Annotated in this window: 11 protein-coding genes; 10 read left to right on the top strand and 1 reads right to left on the bottom strand. The window is 71.7% G+C overall.

Features of this window, described 5'->3' with window-relative positions; genetic code table 11:
- Positions 1-158 precede the first annotated feature (158 nt).
- On the bottom strand, positions 159-2,027 hold the full coding sequence (locus AC07D6_RS10400; RefSeq protein WP_479043291.1) for a TPM domain-containing protein: 1,869 nt from the start codon (positions 2,025-2,027) through the stop codon (positions 159-161).
- Positions 2,028-2,360: 333 nt separating this feature from the next.
- Here AC07D6_RS10400 and AC07D6_RS10395 point away from each other — a divergent pair, with 333 nt between their 5' ends.
- From AC07D6_RS10395 to AC07D6_RS10350, 10 genes are all read left to right on the top strand, one after another.
- Complete coding sequence (locus tag AC07D6_RS10395) at positions 2,361-4,751, top strand: ABC transporter family substrate-binding protein (protein WP_479043266.1); 2,391 nt, start codon at positions 2,361-2,363, stop codon at positions 4,749-4,751.
- Positions 4,752-4,944: 193 nt separating this feature from the next.
- Complete coding sequence (typA, locus tag AC07D6_RS10390; protein WP_479043265.1) at positions 4,945-6,852, top strand: translational GTPase TypA; 1,908 nt, start codon at positions 4,945-4,947, stop codon at positions 6,850-6,852.
- A gap of 699 nt (positions 6,853-7,551) precedes the next feature.
- Positions 7,552-8,583 (top strand): ABC transporter permease, encoded by a 1,032-nt coding sequence (locus AC07D6_RS10385; protein WP_315880714.1) that lies wholly within the window; start codon positions 7,552-7,554, stop codon positions 8,581-8,583.
- Positions 8,584-8,686: 103 nt separating this feature from the next.
- Positions 8,687-10,489 (top strand): ABC transporter substrate-binding protein, encoded by a 1,803-nt coding sequence (locus AC07D6_RS10380; RefSeq protein WP_479043264.1) that lies wholly within the window; start codon positions 8,687-8,689, stop codon positions 10,487-10,489.
- 116 nt (positions 10,490-10,605) lie between these two features.
- Positions 10,606-11,583 (top strand): ABC transporter permease, encoded by a 978-nt coding sequence (locus AC07D6_RS10375; protein ID WP_315880712.1) that lies wholly within the window; start codon positions 10,606-10,608, stop codon positions 11,581-11,583.
- Between the two features lie 10 nt (positions 11,584-11,593).
- Positions 11,594-12,655 (top strand): ABC transporter ATP-binding protein, encoded by a 1,062-nt coding sequence (locus tag AC07D6_RS10370; RefSeq protein ID WP_315880711.1) that lies wholly within the window; start codon positions 11,594-11,596, stop codon positions 12,653-12,655.
- A gap of 27 nt (positions 12,656-12,682) precedes the next feature.
- Entirely contained in the window at positions 12,683-13,792 is a 1,110-nt protein-coding gene (locus AC07D6_RS10365; protein WP_315880734.1) for an ABC transporter ATP-binding protein, read from the top strand.
- Between the two features lie 309 nt (positions 13,793-14,101).
- The gene (locus AC07D6_RS10360) at positions 14,102-15,721 is read left to right on the top strand and encodes a peptide ABC transporter substrate-binding protein (RefSeq protein ID WP_479043263.1); all 1,620 of its coding nucleotides are present in this window, start codon (positions 14,102-14,104) and stop codon (positions 15,719-15,721) included.
- A 32-nt stretch (positions 15,722-15,753) separates the two neighbouring features.
- Positions 15,754-16,677 (top strand): ABC transporter permease, encoded by a 924-nt coding sequence (locus AC07D6_RS10355; RefSeq protein WP_315880709.1) that lies wholly within the window; start codon positions 15,754-15,756, stop codon positions 16,675-16,677.
- Entirely contained in the window at positions 16,670-17,695 is a 1,026-nt protein-coding gene (locus AC07D6_RS10350) for an ABC transporter permease (RefSeq protein WP_479043261.1), read from the top strand. Before AC07D6_RS10355 ends, AC07D6_RS10350 begins: the two co-directional genes overlap by 8 nt.
- Positions 17,696-17,705 lie beyond the last annotated feature (10 nt).

Raw genomic sequence — 17,705 nt, 5'->3', positions numbered from 1 at the left:
GCGCGGGAACGAGCCTGCGCGTGCGCGGGGTGCCGCGAGCGCCCCTCCACGCGCGCGTGGCGCGCGGCCCGTCGCCGCGCCCGCCCTGTCCGAGCAGGCCCGACCCGCCACGCGCACGCGCGCGTGGCGCGCGGGTGCGGGACCCGCCGTGCGTGCCGTCAGAGGCGCCCCCCGCCGCCGAGCCGGCCCCGCGTCCCCCCGCCGCCGAAGCTCGCCGGACCACCCGCGACCCCGCCCGGTGCCTCGCCCGACCCCCCGCCCAGGAGGCCGCCCAGCAGGATCCCGCCCAGCACGGCGCCTCCCCGGCCGCCGGGGTCACCCGGCTCCCCGCCGGGGGCGCCGCGCAGCCGTACGTCCTGCTCGGCCAGCTCCTGAGCCTGCCGGGCCAGCGCGTCCGCCCGCTGCGCCTCCGCCAGCGCGGCGCGCGGGTCCGTGCCCGTACCGGCACCGGCCGCCGCCAGGAGCCGCCGGGCCTCCGCGAGTCGGGTGCGGGCCCCGCAGGCCACGGCGCCCCGGTGCGTCGCCACGTAGTCCTCCGCGGCGCCCACCGACGACCGGGCGGTCAGCAGCGCCTGGTCCAGGAAGGCGCGGGCCCGCCGCGCGCCGTCCGCCCGCTCCAGCACCTCGTCCAGCGCCGCGTGGGCCTCCCCGGTGCGGCGCAGCGCGTCGACGGGGTCGTACCGGCCCGTCTCCACCACGCGCCGCACGTCCCGGACGGCGGCCTCCAGCCGCGCCGCCCGCCCCCGCAGCCCGGCCCTCGGCAGCCCGCGGGACGTGCCCTCCAGGGCCCCGCGCGCCTCCGCGAGGTCCGCCTCGGCCTCCGCGAGCGCCCCCGGCAGCCTCCCGGCGGCCTCCGCCAGCTCCACGGCCCGCCGGTCCACGGCGTCGATCAGCCGGGCGGCCTGCCCGACGGCTCCCTCGGCGGCCCGCAGGTACGGGGCGGCGGACGGCGGGGATCCGGTCCCCGCCGCCGCACGGGCCTCCAGGGCCTCCCGGGCCCGGGCCAGGTTCGCCGCCGCGAAGGCGAGACGGGCCCCGGCCTGGGCGGGCGCCGTGGCGACGGGGGCCGCCGCCGTGCCCGTGTAGTGGGCGCGCATCGCCGTGAGCGTCGCCACCGCCGTCGTCAGGCGGCCCTCCAGGTCCCGGTGCGCGGCCTTTGCCGCCGCCAGGGCCTCCGGGGCCGTGCGCTCCAGGTCGCGCAGCTCGTCGAAGGCCGCCGACTCCTCGTCGAGGCGCCGCTCCGCGTCCGCGCACAGGGTGGTGATCTCCTCCAGCACCGCCCGCCGCGTCACCTCGTCCCCCGGCTCCCCGTCGTCGAGCCGCTGCCGCAGCCGGAACGCCGCCGCCAGCCGGCCCCGCGCGTACGCGACCGCCTCGGTGAACGGCTTCGCCGCGGCCTCGCCGAACCGCGCCACCGCGACCTCCAGCTCCTCCTGGCTCGTCCGCACCGCGTCGTCCGCCTCCACCAGCGCCCGCGCCGCCCGCCCGTCCAGCTCCGCGGCCCGGGGCACGGGCACCCCGCCGTGCGGCGTCGTCCGCGTCCGGGTCCGCCGGCGCCGGCTCGCGTACGCGTACCCGGCCATCGCCAGCGCCCCGGCGACCAGGGCCGCCGGGACGGCCAGCTCCGCGCCGGGCCCCCCGCCGTTCCCCGGGTCGGGCGCGCCCGAGAGGACCGTCGGCACGGGTGCGGACCGCCCCGCGGGCACCGCGCCGTACCCCTCGGCGGCGCCGCTCGCGGCCCCCGCCCGGTCGTGGCCCCCCGTCCGACCGCCGCCCCCCGTCCGGTCGTCGGCGCGCGGTGCGGACCCCACGGCGGTGTGCGTCGCCCCGTCGGGCCGGTCCTGCGGCGGCCGGCCCGTGGCGTCGCCCACGCGCGCGTACCGCCGTTCCCGCGCCGCCGCGAGCAGCACGTCGCCGGTGCCGGGGGCGCCCGCCCGGTCGGTGATCCGGCCCCGCCGGTCCAGCGGGCCCGGCTCCTCCGCGCGCCCGCCCGGGGCCGCGGGCCCCACCAGCAAGCACACCGCCATCGGAAGTCCGGCGAGGAGGGCCGTGAGGGGCCGGGGCGCTCTGCGCGTCACAGGAGTGAGGTTAGGCCGGAGGCCGGGCCTCCGCGACCGGGCGAACAAGCCGCCCCGGGCCGCGGCCGTGCCGGGCGGCCCGGCACCGCGCCGGGGTGGCGTCCGACGGCGTCCGGGGCCGCCCCGGAGCCCGTCCCCGGCCGGGCCCGTTGCGCCGCCCGGGTGGGCTTTCGGAGCGGCCCCGCCGTGTCGCCGCCGGCCCGCCCGCCCCCTCCTCTTCAGTAGACGGGCAATAGGTGTGATCATCCCTAAATTCAAAAACCGGACGAAGAGGTACAAGCCATGTCCCAGGTCGGCGTCCGCGCACTTCGGTCCGCCGCGCTCCTCACCAGCGGGGCGCTCGCCGTATCCGTACTCGCCGGCTGCAGCTCCGGGGACGAGGAGAACACCGGCCGGGCCGTCCCCGCGGACATCGCGGCCGCGCCCCGCTCCGAGGTCGCGGACGGCGGCACCCTGCGCTGGGCGGTCGACGCGCTGCCCGCCACCCTCAACACCTTCCAGGCCGACGCCGACGCCGCCACCGCCCGGGTCGCCGGGGCCGTGCTGCCCGCCCTCTTCACCCTCGACGAACGCGGCCGGCCGCAGCCCAACCCGGACTACCTGGAGTCCGCCGAGATCATCGAGCGCGAACCCAAGCAGGTCGTCCGGTACAAGCTCCACCAGCAGGCCGTGTGGAGCGACGGCCGCGAGATCGGCGCCTCCGACTTCGTCGCCCAGTGGCGGGCCCTGCGAGGCCGTGACAGCGCGTACTGGACGGCGCGCAACGCCGGGTACGAGCGCATCGAGAAGATCGAGCGCGGCGCCGACGACCTGGAGGTCCGAGTCACCTTCGGCAAGCCCTACGCCGACTGGAAGTCGCTGTTCACCCCGCTGTACCCGAAGGAGGTCACCGGGTCGCCGAGCACCTTCAACGACGGCGCCCGCACCAGGCTGCCGCGGACCGCGGGGCCGTTCCGGCTGAAGGCGGTCGACACGAAGGCCGGCACCCTCACCCTCGTCCGCGACCCGCGCTGGTGGGGCGAGCCCGCGAAGCTCGACAGCCTCGTCCTGCGCGCCGTCCCGCGCGGCCGCCGGGCCGAGGCGCTCCTCGCGAACGCCGTCGACATCGCCGAGGTCGACGCGGCCGTCGCCGCCCGCGTCACCCGCGCCGGGGGAGAGGGCCGCCCGGGCGCCGGGGGCCGACCCGCCGCGGACGGACCCGACACCGCCAAGGCGCCCTCCGCCGCCCTGGAGTCCTGGGCCGCCGCGTACGGCTCCGACGAGGCGAAGGCCGCCGCCGCGCGCGCCGCGCGCCTCCGCGACCAGCGGGCCGCCGCCGCGTACGAGACCGAGCGGCGGGCCCTGAGCGGCTACGTCGTCCGCAAGACCCTGGAGCCCGCGTTCACCCAGCTCGCCCTGAACGGCGAGTCCGGGCCGCTCGCCGACGAGCGGGTGCGCCGCGCGGTCGCCCGCGCCCTGGACCGCCGCGAGCTGGCCGAAACCGTACTGGCCCCGCTGGGGCTGCCGGCGGAACCGGTGGGCTCCCACCTGGCGCTGGCCGGGCAGGACGCGTACGCCGACAGCAGCGGCGCCCTGGGCGGCCAGGACACCGAGGAGGCCCTCGCCCTGCTCGCCGACGCGGGCTGGACGAAGGCGGGCGCCCGCGCGAGCGCCGCGCCGACGAAGGGCGCCAAGGCGGGGGCGGAGGCGTCGGGGACCCCGTCGAAGGGCGCTTCGCCCGCCGCCGCGCCCGAGCGGCCCCCGGGCGCGGCGACCGGGGCGAAGACGGTGGACCTGCCGTCCGACGACGGCCTGTACATCGTCGGCGACGAGAAGCCGTCCGACGGCGGCGGGCCCGGCACGCACGTCCTCGCGCCCGCGCCGGCCGCGGCCGTCCACAGCAGGCTCGTCCTCGGCCAGGCCCGCGCCGTCACGGCCGCCCTCGCCGACGAGGAGACCGGCACCGACGAGACCGGCACCGACGACGAGACCGGCAGCGGGGACGCCGAGGAGGCCGGGGAGCCGCGGGGCGCCTCCGGCACCGAGCGCCCCAAGGCCAAGGGCGGCGCCCCCGGCGCGTACGCCCCCGTCGGCACCGCCGCCCCCGCCGCCCCGTCCGGGAAGCCCGACGCCGCGGGACCCGCCGGCCCCCTCGGCAAGGACGGCCGGCCGCTGGCCCTCCGCTTCGTCCTGCCCTCCGGCCCCGGCTCCGAGTCGCTGCGGACGGTCGGCGAGAAGATCGCGGCGATGCTGGACCGCGTCGGCGTGCGCACCGAGATCAGCAAGGTCCCGGACGAGAGCTTCTTCAAGGACCACATCGCCTCCGGCGACTACGACCTCGCCCTCTACTCCTGGCCCGGCACCGCCTTTCCCGCCACGGACGGCCGGCCCATCTACGCCAAGCCGGAGCCGGCCACGGACGGCTCGCTGCTGGTGGAGCAGAACTACACGCGCGTGGGCACCGACCACATCGACCAGCTCTTCGAGCAGGCCGCCGCCGAGCTGGACGAGAAGGCCGCCCGCGACCTGGTGCGCCGCGCCGACGCCCGCATCTGGGCCGCCGCCGGGTCGATCCCCCTCTTCCAGCGGCCCGAGCTCGTCGCCGTCAGGAAGAACGTCGTCAACGCGGGCGCCTTCGGCTTCACGACCCCCCGCTACGAGAACATCGGGTTCGCGGCGCCGAAGAAGAAGTGAAGCCGTAGCGAACAAGCTCAAGAACCGCTCAGATCCGTTGCCCGCCGGGCCTCCCGGCGGGCACGATCATGCCCGGGAGGCCGAGTGTGCGGCAGCCCCGTACCATGGACAGAGCCGTGGCGCGTCCGCCCGGCGGGCGTACTGAGGAAAACGAGACGCCGCACCCACGATCCGAGAGAAGCGCCAGCCACCCATGCCCACGCGCCACGACATCCGTAACGTAGCCATCGTCGCCCACGTCGACCACGGCAAGACGACCATCGTCGACGCCATGCTGAAGCAGGCGGGCGCCTTCGCCGCCCACCAGCTCGACTCCGTCGACGACCGCATGATGGACTCGAACGACCTGGAGCGTGAGAAGGGCATCACGATCCTCGCCAAGAACACGGCGGTGAAGTATCACCCCAAGGACGGCGGGGCCCCGATCACCATCAACATCATCGACACCCCCGGCCACGCCGACTTCGGCGGCGAGGTCGAGCGCGGCCTGTCGATGGTCGACGGCGTCGTGCTCCTCGTGGACGCGTCCGAGGGTCCGCTCCCGCAGACCCGCTTCGTGCTCCGCAAGGCCCTGCAGCGCCGCATGCCGGTGATCCTCTGCATCAACAAGACGGACCGCCCGGACTCCCGGATCGACGAGGTCGTCAACGAGACCTACGACCTCTTCCTCGACCTGGACGCGGACGAGGAGCAGATCGAGTTCCCGATCGTCTATGCCTGCGGCCGCGACGGCATCGCGTCGCTGACCAAGCCGGAGGACGGCACGGTCCCGGCGGACTCCACCAACCTGGAGCCGTTCTTCTCCACGATCCTGGAGCACATCCCGGCCCCGGTGTACGACGAGGAGGCCCCGCTCCAGGCCCACGTCACCAACCTGGACGCCGACAACTTCCTCGGCCGCATCGCGCTGCTGCGCGTCGAGCAGGGCGAGCTGCGCAAGGGCCAGACGGTCGCGTGGATCAAGCGCGACGGCACCGTCTCCAACGTCCGCATCAGCGAGCTGATGATGACCGAGGCGCTGACCCGCAAGCCGGCCGAGAAGGCGGGCCCGGGCGACATCTGCGCCGTCGCCGGCATCCCCGACATCATGATCGGCGAGACGCTGGCCGACCCGGAGAACCCGATCGCGCTGCCGCTGATCACGGTCGACGAGCCGGCGATCTCGATGGTCATCGGTACGAACACCTCGCCGCTGGTCGGCCGTGGCGCCACCGGCAAGGGCGCGGACAACAAGGCGGCCGTGAAGGACCGGAAGGTCACCGCCCGCCAGGTGAAGGACCGCCTGGACCGCGAGCTGGTCGGCAACGTCTCGCTGCGCGTCCTGGACACCGAGCGCCCCGACGCCTGGGAGGTGCAGGGCCGCGGCGAGCTGGCGCTGGCCATCCTGGTCGAGCAGATGCGCCGCGAGGGCTTCGAACTGACCATCGGCAAGCCGCAGGTGGTCACCAAGGAGATCGACGGCAAGGTCCACGAGCCGGTCGAGCGCATGACCATCGACGTGCCCGAGGAGCACATGGGCGCCGTCACGCAGCTCATGGGCGTCCGCAAGGGCCGCATGGACAACATGTCCAACCACGGCTCCGGCTGGGTGCGCATGGAGTTCGTCGTCCCGTCCCGCGGCCTGATCGGCTTCCGTACCGAGTTCCTGACCCAGACGCGCGGCACGGGCATCGCCCACTCCATCCACGAGGGCCACGAGCCCTGGTTCGGCACGCTGACGACCCGCAACAACGGCTCGCTCGTCGCCGACCGGGCCGGCGCGGTCACCGCCTTCGCGATGACCAACCTCCAGGAGCGCGGCGTCCTCTTCGTGGAGCCCGGCACCGAGGTGTACGAGGGCATGATCGTCGGTGAGAACTCCCGCTCCGACGACATGGACGTCAACATCACCAAGGAGAAGAAGCTCACGAACATGCGGTCGTCCTCGGCCGACTCGTTCGAGGCGATCGTCCCGCCGCGCAAGCTCTCCCTGGAGCAGTCCCTGGAGTTCTGCCGCGACGACGAGTGCGTCGAGGTGACCCCGGAGGCCGTCCGCATCCGGAAGGTCAACCTGGACGCGCGCGAGCGCGCCCGCACGGCCTCCCGCGCCAAGCACGGCTGACGCGCACGCGGGCGGACGTCCACGCGGACCGGACGCGGGCGGGAACTCCTCGGAGTTCCCGCCCGCGCGGCGTTTCCGGCCTCCTCCCGACCCCCGGCCGCGGGAGCGGGCACACGCGTCCGCGCGGCCGGTGGAGGAGCCGAGCGGACGGCCGACGGAGGAGCCGAGCGGGCGGCGACCGCTGCCGAGGCGCGGACCGGCGGGCATCCCGCGCCGAGCGGGGAAGGCCGCCGGGGCACGGACCACGACGGGGCTCGGTGGCGGGCACCATAGCCGTTCAGACGGGGGTGGCAACCGATTTACTCACCGCTCCCGTCCGGTTTCCGGATGTCTACGACCGATACATAGGTAACGAGTCCGTTTCGCGGCCATCTATATCGGATCACTTTGTCCAGATTTCGAATGCTGTGGCGGCTAGGTGTGACCGAACCGAGACCAAAACCTTGTGGTCCGCCTGTTGGGGGATGGCTGATAGTTAAGCGCGTAGAGCTCGGGTCAATGGGTCACGCGCTGTGGGGAGCGCGCCGACTCTCGGGCACTTGGGGGTACTTTCAGAACGCGCCGTCAGGGGTGTCGGCGTGCTTCGTTGTACCCGTCTCGTAGTGACAAGTGAACTCTTGAGGAGGACCCCATGCGTGGTGCCATAAGCACCAAATGGGTCGTGTGCGCGGTAGTGATCCCCACGGGGGCGAGCCGGCCGTGACGAGCCCAGCGCAGACAGAGGTCGCCGAGGCAGCCGTGGTCCTGGAAGCGGAGTCCGCGCCGGCCGGCGCGACCGCACCGGCCAAGGATCCTGCGGGGCTGTCGCCCGGGCAGTTGATGTGGCGACGATTCAAGCGCGACAAGACCGGAGTCGTCTCCGCGTTCGTGGTCGTCTTCTTCTTCGTCATCGCACTGCTCGCTCCGGTGATCTCCAAGCTGTACGGGAAGGATCCGTACACCCTCTACGGGCAGGAAACCGTCGGGCTCCTCGACGAGTTCAGCATCCCGACCGGTGTCTTCGGAGGCGTCTCCGGGGAGCATTGGTTCGGCATCGAGCCGATCCTGGGCCGGGACGTGTTCATGCAGTTGCTCTACGGCATGCGCACGTCCATCTACACGGCCCTGGCCGCGACGCTCATCATGGTCGTCGTCGGCGTGGTGATCGGCATGGTGGGCGGCTACTACGGGGGGAAGGTCGACTACGCCCTCGGACGTTTCACGGACTTCCTCCTGGGCTTCCCGAGCCAGCTGTTCTTCATCGCCTCGATGCCGGTCGTCACGGCGGCGTTCGTCCGCCCCGACGAGGAGACGCCGACGGCGCTGCGGGCCACCGCGATCGTCGTGGTGCTCTCGTTCCTGGGGTGGATGGGGCTGTCCCGCCTGATCCGCGCGGCGACGCTCTCCCTGCGTGAGCGCGAGTTCGTCGAAGCCGCGAAGATCGCGGGTGCCTCTCCCTGGCGGATCATCCGCAAGGAACTGCTGCCCAACCTGGTCACACCGATCCTCGTGCAGGCCACGCTGATGCTGCCTGCCACGATCCTGTCGGTCGCCTTCCTGTCCTACGTGGGTGTCGGCTACGTCGAGCCCACTCCGGACTGGGGCCGGATGTTCGCCATCGGCGGCTCCATCTACGAGCAGGACCCGGCGTACATGTTCTTCCCGGGTATCGCGATGGTCGTCTTCGTCGTCGCGTTCAACCTGCTCGGTGACTCGGTACGGGACGCCTTCGACCCGAAGTCCGGACGCTGACGCCTCGTCCCCTGCCGGGCTGCTGCCACCCATAAGGGCATCGCCCTGACCGTGCGTCAGGCAGCACAGTTGGATCACTACTGACAGATAGGCACTCATCACCATGAGCATCTTTGGCACGCGAACGGCGCGCGCTGCCGTTGTCGCCCTGGCTGCCGGCTCGCTGGCGCTCACGGGCTGCAGCGGCAACAGCAAGGACAAGAGCGGCACGACGGGCGGAGTCAACCAGGACGAGGCGGCCAAGCAGGGGGCGGCCGTCTCCTTCGGCGACGCCAAGGTGTCCACCGGCCCGGCCGCCGAGGTCCCGGGCGCCAAGCCCGGCGGCACCATCGCCATCTACCAGACGGACGACTTCTCCCACCTGGACCCGGCGCAGAGCTACGTCAGCGACGCCCGCCTGCTCGGCCGCCTGATCCACCGCGGCCTGACGCAGTACCAGGAGGGCGAGGGCGGCAAGCTCACCGTCGTCGGGGACATCGCCACGGACTCCGGCACCACCACCGACGGCGGCAAGACCTGGAAGTACACGCTGAAGGACGGCGTGAAGGACGCGAACGGCAACGTGATCACGTCCGCCGACGTCCGTCACACGGTCGAGCGCCTGTACGCGCCGTTCGTCACCGACGGCCCGGTGTACCTGCAGAACTGGCTCTCCGGTGAGGGCACCACCTACCGCAAGGCCCTGCCCGACGGCCCGTACAAGGGCAAGCACCTGCCGGACACCGTCCTGGAGACCCCGGACGCGAAGACCGTCATCTTCAAGTTCAAGGAGCCCCAGGCGGACCTGCCGCAGGCCCTCGCCATGACCGGCTACTCCATCGTCCCCGCCAAGGGCGACACGAAGGAGAAGTACGACACGGCCCCGGTCGCGCTCGGCCCCTACAAGATCGCCGAGTTCAAGCCCGGCAAGTCCATGAAGCTGGTCAAGAACACGAACTGGGACCCGAAGACCGACTCGGTCCGCCACCAGTACGTGGACGGCTTCAACATCACCTTCAACCAGGACGACGAGGCGCAGACCAAGACGATCCTCGCCGACCGCGGTGAAGGCAAGAACATGATCCAGCTGACGGGCACCGTCGCCACCACCCAGGTGCGCAACGTCCTGTCGGACCCCGCCGCCAAGAAGCGCACGATCCAGGGCTACCAGCCGTACGTCTGGCAGCTGAACTTCAACCTGGACCGCATGAAGGACAAGAAGGTCCGCGACGCCATCGCCATCGCGATGCCGAGCGCGAACATCTACCAGCCCGACGGCGGCGCCTACGGCGGCGAGATCGCGACCGGCCTGATAGCCCCGACCCTTCCGGGCTTCGAGAAGAACTACGACCCGTTCGAGAAGAAGAAGTACCCGAACGGGAACATCGAGAAGGCCAAGAAGATGATCGAGGAGGCGGGCGCCAAGGGCAAGAAGGTCGTCTACGCCTACGCGAACACCCCGAAGCGCCAGCAGCAGGCCGTCGTCATCGCCAACGCCCTGACCAAGATCGGTCTGGACGTCCAGAAGAAGGAGATCGACGGCGCGACCTGGTACGAGCAGGTCGGCAAGGTCAACAACGGCCTGGACCTGTACATGACGGGTTGGGGCCAGGACTGGGCCTCCGCCTCCACCGTGATCCCGCCGCTGTACGACGGCAACCAGCTGCAGGACGGTTCTTCGGTCTACTCGCACATCAACGACCCGAAGGTCAACGCTGACATCGCCAAGGCCAAGAAGATCACGGACCCGGCCGAAGCGCAGAAGGCGTGGACCGAGCTGCACCACGACATCGTGGAGCGGATCAACCCGGCGGCGCCGCTGTACTTCACCAAGTCGCTGCAGATCCAGGGCTCGAACGTCGGTGGTGCGCGCTACTCCACCGACCTGAGCGCCATCGACGTCACGCGCGTCTTCCTCAAGAGCTGACACTGGCTCAGGCCGGCTCCGGGGGTGTGCACACGGCGGATCGCACACCCCCGGATCGCCGGCCCTCTCTCCGTTCGAACCCCTCCTTGCCGCCGTCCTGAGAGCAGCGACCAGTCATGCTTCAATTCCTCCTTCGCCGGACGTTCGGCGCTGTGGTGATCCTCTTCTTGATCAGCGCCAGCACGTTCTTCATGTTCTTCGCCATCCCGCAGGACCCCGCCCTGCTCGCGTGCGGCAAGAACTGCACCCCCGACGCCCTGGAAGTCATCCACAAGAACCTCGGGCTCGACCAGCCCGTCCCCGTGCAGTTCTGGGACTACATGGTCGGCATCTTCGCCGGGCGCGACTTCTCCGTGGGCCACTGCTCGGCTCCCTGCTTCGGTGTCTCCTTCGACAACCAGCAGATGGTCTGGGACACGATCATCGACCGGCTCCCGCTCACCCTCTCGCTCTCGATCGGCGGCATCCTGGTCTTCCTCACCGTCGGCCTCGGCGCCGGCATGCTCGCCGCCTGGAAGAAGGGCACCGCGGTCGACAAGGTCTTCAGCGGGGGTTCGCTCGTCCTGTCGTCCCTGCAGATCTACTTCCTCGGCCCGGTCGTCCTGGGCATCTTCGTCTACTCGACCGGCTGGCTGGACAAGCCCGAGTACGTACCGTTCAGCGAGAGCCCGACCGGCTGGTTCATGGGCCTGCTCATCCCGTGGTGCGTGATGTCCGTGATCTTCACGGCCAACTACACCCGCATGTCCCGCTCGACGATGATCGAGCAGCTCCAGGAGGAGCACGTCCGCGCCGCCCGCGCCAAGGGCATGAGCGGCAGGTTCGTCTTCTTCCGCTACGCCTGGCGCGGATCGCTCATCCCGATCGTCACCATCCTCGGCATGGACCTCGGCTCCCTGTTCGGCGGGGCCATGGTGACGGAGCTGACCTTCGGCCTCGCGGGCATCGGCCGCCTCGCCCGCGACTCGGTGATCGACAAGGACCTCCCGCTCACCATGGGCGTGATGGTCTTCAGCGCCGCCCTCATCCTGCTCTTCAACATCATCGTGGACGCGATGTACGCGATCATCGATCCGCGCGTGCGCCTGTCCTAGGAGAACGACCGTGACCACACTGACCAAGACCGAGGACGCAACGGCTCCGACCGGGTCGGAAGCGTTCCTGTCGGTACGCGACCTGCGTGTCCGGTTCTCCACCGAGGACGGCATCGTCAAGGCGGTGGACGGCCTCTCGTTCGACCTGGAGCGCGGCAAGACGCTCGGCATCGTGGGCGAGTCGGGCTCCGGCAAGTCGGTCACCAACCTGACGATCCTGGGCCTGCACAACGCGAAGACCACCGAGATCACCGGCTCGATCAAGCTGGACGGCCAGGAGCTCACGGACGCTTCGCAGAAGCAGCTCGAGAGGCTGCGCGGCAACAAGATGGCCATGATCTTCCAGGACGCGCTCACGGCCCTGTCGCCGTACTACACGATCGGCCGACAGATCGCCGAGCCGTTCCGGAAGCACACGGGCGCCTCCAAGAAGGAGGCCCGCGACCGGGCCATCGAGATGCTGGGCAAGGTCGGGATCCCGGACCCCAAGGCCCGCGTGGACGACTACCCCCACCAGTTCTCCGGCGGCATGCGCCAGCGTGCGATGATCGCGATGTCGCTGGTCTGCAACCCCGAACTCCTCATCGCCGACGAGCCGACCACCGCGCTCGACGTGACGGTCCAGGCCCAGATCCTCGACCTCCTGAAGGACCTCCAGCAGGAGTTCGGCTCCGCGATCATCCTGATCACCCACGATCTCGGCGTGGTCGCCAACACGGCCGACGACCTGCTCGTGATGTACGCGGGCCGGGCCGTGGAGCGCGGGTCCGTGCGCGAGGTGCTGAAGGCGCCGGCGCACCCCTACACGTGGGGTCTGCTGGGCTCCATGCCGAGCCTGTCGTCGGACGTCGACGAGCCGCTGCGGCCGATCCCCGGTACGCCGCCGAGCCTGCTGAACCCGCCGATCGGCTGCCCGTTCCACCCCCGCTGCGAGTACACCGGCCTGGTCGGCGGGGACCGGTGCGCCAGTGAGCGCCCGCTGCTCGCCGAGGGAAGGGCGGCCGCGTGCCACCTGGCGGAGGAGCAGCGGCAGCAGGTTTTCATCGAGACGATTCAGCCCCGGCTGGGCTGAGCGACACCGGCAACTGGGGCTATGACCATGAGCGAGAACACCACCACCAACGCCGGTGACGCGGTCCCGGCGCAGCGGACCGCGTCCGAGCCGCTGATGCGCGTCGAGGGGCTGGCCAAGCACTTCCCCGTGAAGGCCGGCTTCCCGATCAAACGGACGGTCGGCGCGGTCAAGGCCGTCGACGGCCTCACCTTCGACGTGTTCCCGGGCGAGAGCCTGGGCCTGGTCGGCGAGTCCGGATGCGGCAAGTCGACCACCGGCCGGCTGATCACGCGCCTGATGGAGCCCACCGGCGGGAGGATCGACTACGCGGGCCGCGACATCACGCACGCCGGCCGCAAGGAGCTGGCGCCGATCCGGTCCGAGATCCAGATGATCTTCCAGGACCCGTACGCCTCCCTCAATCCGCGGCAGACGGTCGGCACGATCATCTCCAGCCCCATGGAGATCAACGGGATCAATCCGCCCGGGGGCCGGGAGAAGAAGGTCCGCGAGCTGCTGGAGACCGTCGGTCTCAACCCGGAGCACTACAACCGCTTCCCGCACGAGTTCTCCGGCGGCCAGCGCCAGCGCATCGGCGTCGCCCGCGCCCTGGCGCTGGAGCCGAAGCTGATCGTCGCGGACGAGCCGGTGTCGGCGCTGGACGTGTCGATCCAGGCGCAGGTCGTCAACCTCCTCCAGAACCTCCAGCGGGACCTGGGCATCGCGTTCGTGTTCATCGCCCACGACCTCGCGGTGGTGCGGCACTTCTCCGAGCGCGTCGCGGTGATGTACCTCGGCAAGATCGTGGAGATCGCCGACCGGGACTCGTTGTACAACCGGCCGCGCCACCCGTACACGCACGCGCTGCTGTCGGCGGTGCCGGAGCCGGACCTCGACGCCGGCAGCCGCGAGCGCATCCGCCTCGCCGGCGACGTGCCCTCGCCGATCAACCCGCCCTCCGGCTGCCGGTTCCGCACGCGGTGCTGGAAGGCGCAGGAGAAGTGCGCGACGGAGGAGCCGCCGCTGGTGCAGCTCTCCGGCAACGCGGAAGGACACCTGACCGCCTGCCACTTCCCGGAGGAGCCCACCATCAAGGCCGACAAGGAAGTGATCCTGGACCCGGCCCTGGCGTCCCTGGAGTCCGACTCCGAGTGACCCGCGCTCCGAAGGCCCCCCGCCCCGGCGGGGGGCCTTCGCGTTTCCGGGACGGGCGCCGCCCCGCCGCGGGACCCGTCCCACCTCGTGGGCGCCGTCCCCAGTGGATGCCGCCCCCCGTGGGCCCCGTCCTCCGTGGGCCCCGTCCCACCTCGTGGGTGCCGCTCCCGGGGCACCGCCCCCCGTGGGTCCCCGTCCTCCGCGGCGGTGCCGGGGCGTACACCGTTGGGGGCGCGTGGGGTGCGGGGTGTTCCGTATGCGGTGATATTGGGGCCTGAGCCCTGTACACGGCCCCACAGGAGGCACCCCATGCGCGGAGCCAGCCGTCCCACCCGGTGGGCCGCCGTCGCCGTCGTCCTCGCCTCCGCCGCGGCCGCCTGCGGCGGGGGCGGCGGGAGCGGCGGCGACGGCGTCCTGAGCTCCTCCTGGGGCGACCCGCAGAACCCCCTGGAGCCCGCCAACACCAACGAGGTCCAGGGCGGCAAGGTCCTCGACATGGTCTTCCGCGGCCTCAAGCGGTACGACCCCGGGACCGGCGAGGCCCAGGACATGGTCGCCGAGCGGATCGAGACGGACGACTCGCAGAACTTCACCGTCACCCTCAAGGACGGCTGGACCTTCAGCAACGGCGAGAAGGTCACCGCCCGGTCCTTCGTCGACGCGTGGAACTACGCCGCCCACATCGACAACAAGCAGAACAACGCCCCCTTCTTCTCCGACATCGTCGGCTACGAGGACGTGCACCCCGAGTCCGGCAGGGCGAAGGCGAAGACCATGCGCGGACTCGTCGTCAAGGACGAGCGCACCTTCACCGTCGCCCTGAAGGACAAGTTCTCCACGTGGCCCGAGACCCTCGGCTACCAGGCGTTCATGCCCCTGCCCCGGGCGTTCTTCACCGACCACGCCGCCTGGCTGGACAAGCCCGTGGGCAACGGCCCGTACACCGTCGACTCGTACACCAGGGGCAGCGAGATGCGGCTGCGCCGCTGGGACGGCTACAAGGGCCCCGACAAGGCCAAGAACGCCGGGGTCGACCTGCGCGTCTACACCGACAACAACACGGCCTACCAGGACCTGATCTCCGGCAACCTCGACCTGGTCGACGACGTCCCCGCCCAGCAGCTCAAGAACGTCGGGAGCGACCTCGGCGACCGGTACATCAACCAGCCCGCCCTGATCATCCAGACCCTGGCCTTCCCCTTCTACCGGCCCGAGTGGTCCAAGCCCGGCATGGAGAAGGTCCGCGTCGGCATCTCCAAGGCGATCGACCGCGCGCAGATCACCCGACAGATCTTCCAGAACACCCGCACCCCCGCCAAGGACTGGACCTCCCCGGCGCTCGGCCGGAAGGGCGGGTACGCCGACCTGTGCGGCGACGCCTGCGCCTTCGACCCGGCCGGGGCCAAGCGGCTGATCACCGAGGGCGGCGGTCTCCCCGGCGGCAGGATCACCCTGACGTCGAACGTCGACACCGGCTCCCACCGCCAGTGGATGGACGCCGTCTGCAACAGCATCAACAACGTCCTCGGCCGCGGCCCCGTCTGCACCGTCAACCCCATCGGCACCTTCGCGGACTTCCGCAACCAGATCACGGGCGCCCGCGTCACCGGCCCCTTCCGCTCCGGCTGGCAGGCCGACTACCCGCTCGTCCAGAACTTCCTGGAGCCCCTGTACTACACCGGCGCCTCTTCCAACTACGGCAAGTTCACCAACCGGCGCTTCGACGCCCTCGTCGACCGCGCCAACGCCGAGGCCGACGAGGCCGCCGCCGTCAAGCACTTCCAGGACGCCGAGCGCCTCCTCGCCGCCCAGATGCCCGCCATCCCGCTCTGGTACCAGAACGGCAGCGCCGGCTACTCCGAGCGGCTCTCCGGCGTGAAGCTCAACCAGTTCAGCGTCCCCGTGTACGACCAGATCGAGGTCGGCTGAGCCACCCGCACCCCGCACCCGGAGGAGGCCCCATGGGGCGTTACGTCATCCGGCGGCTGCTCCAGATGATCCCCGTGTTCATCGGGACCACCCTGCTGATCTTCCTCATGGTGTACGCGCTCGGCGACCCCGTGGCGGCGCTGTTCGGCGACAAGGCGCCCGACCCCGCCACCGTCGCCCGCATCCGGAAGGACCTCCACCTCGACGAGCCGCTGGGGAAGCAGTACCTGCTCTACATGGGGGCGATCTTCCGGGGCGACTTCGGCACCGCGTTCAACGGCCAGCGGGTCACCGAGCTGATGGCCACCGCCTTCCCGGTGACGCTGCGCCTCACCCTCGTCGCCGTCGCCATCGAGATCGTCGTCGGCATCGCCCTCGGCGTCGTCAGCGGCCTCAAGCGCGGACGCCCCCTCGACACCGGGCTGCTCGTCCTCACCCTCGTCGTCATCTCCGTCCCCACCTTCGTCTCCGGGTACCTCCTGCAGTTCCTCCTCGGCGTGAAGTGGGGGTGGGTCAGCCCGTCCGTCTCCTCCGACGCCCGCTTCGACGAACTGCTCCTCCCCGGCGTCGTCCTCGCCCTCGTCTCCCTCGCGTACGTCACCCGGCTCAGCCGCACCTCCATCGCCGAGAACGCCCGCGCCGACTACGTCCGCACCGCCGTCGCCAAGGGCCTGCCGCGCCACCGGGTCATCACCCGGCACCTGCTGCGCAACTCCCTCATCCCCGTCGTCACCTTCATCGGCGCCGACGTGGGCGCCCTGATGGGCGGCGCCATCGTCACCGAGCGGATCTTCAACATCCACGGCGTCGGATACCAGCTCTACCAGGGCATCCTCCGCAACAACTCGCCCACCGTCGTCGGCTTCGTGACGATCCTCGTCATCGTCTTCCTCGTGGCGAACCTGCTCGTCGACCTGCTCTACGCGGTCCTGGACCCGAGGATCCGCTATGCCTGACCCGTACGAGAGGGGCCCCCGCGAGGGGAACCCGTACGAGAACCCGCGCGAGGCGGTCGCCCCGACCGGCGCCGGCGGCGCCATGGACCTGGCCATGAGCGAAGCGGAGACGCTGGACAAGCGGGAGACCGAACCGACCGGCGAGGAGGGCGCCCCGCCCGGACCCGGCGGCAGGCCCCGCAGCCTGTGGAGCGACGCCTGGCACCAGCTGCGCCGCAACCCGGTCTTCGTCGTCTCCTCGCTGCTCATCGCCTTCCTGGTGCTCATCGCGATCTGGCCGCAGGTCCTCACCGACGCCGACCCCCTCCACTGCGACCTCGCCAAGTCGCAGGAGGGTTCGGAGCCGGGCCACCCCTTCGGGTACGACACCCAGGGCTGCGACGTGTACGCCCGCACCGTCCACGGGGCCCGCGCCTCCATCACCGTCGGGATCGCCGCCACCTTCGGCGCCGCCCTGCTCGGCAGCCTCCTCGGCGGGCTCGCCGGGTTCTTCGGCGGCTGGGGCGACGCCTTGCTGTCCCGTACCGCCGACGTCTTCTTCGGCATCCCCGTCGTCCTCGGCGGCCTGGTCTTCCTCTCCGTCGTCACCAGCACCACCGTGTGGCCCGTCGTCGGGTTCATCGTGCTGCTCGGCTGGCCGCAGATCGCCCGCATCGCCCGCGGCTCCGTCATCACCGCCAAGCAGCACGACTACGTCCAGGCCGCCCGCTCCCTCGGCGCCGGCAGCGGACGGATCCTGCTGCGGCACGTCGCGCCGAACGCCGTCGCCCCGGTGATCGTCGTCGCGACGATCGCGCTGGGCACGTACATCGCGCTGGAGGCGACGCTGTCGTTCCTCGGCGTCGGGCTGCGCCCGCCCACCGTCTCCTGGGGCATCGACATCTCCAACGCCGCCCCGCAGATCCGCAACGCCCCCCACATGCTGCTCTGGCCCGCGGGCGCGCTGAGCGTCACGGTCCTCGCGTTCATCATGCTCGGCGACGCCGTCCGCGACGCCCTCGACCCCAAGCTGCGCTGAGGAGCCGCCG

The sequence above is a fragment of the Streptomyces sp. NPDC045287 genome (assembly GCF_056432325.1).
This window is presented reverse-complemented; position numbering and strand designations above follow the sequence as displayed.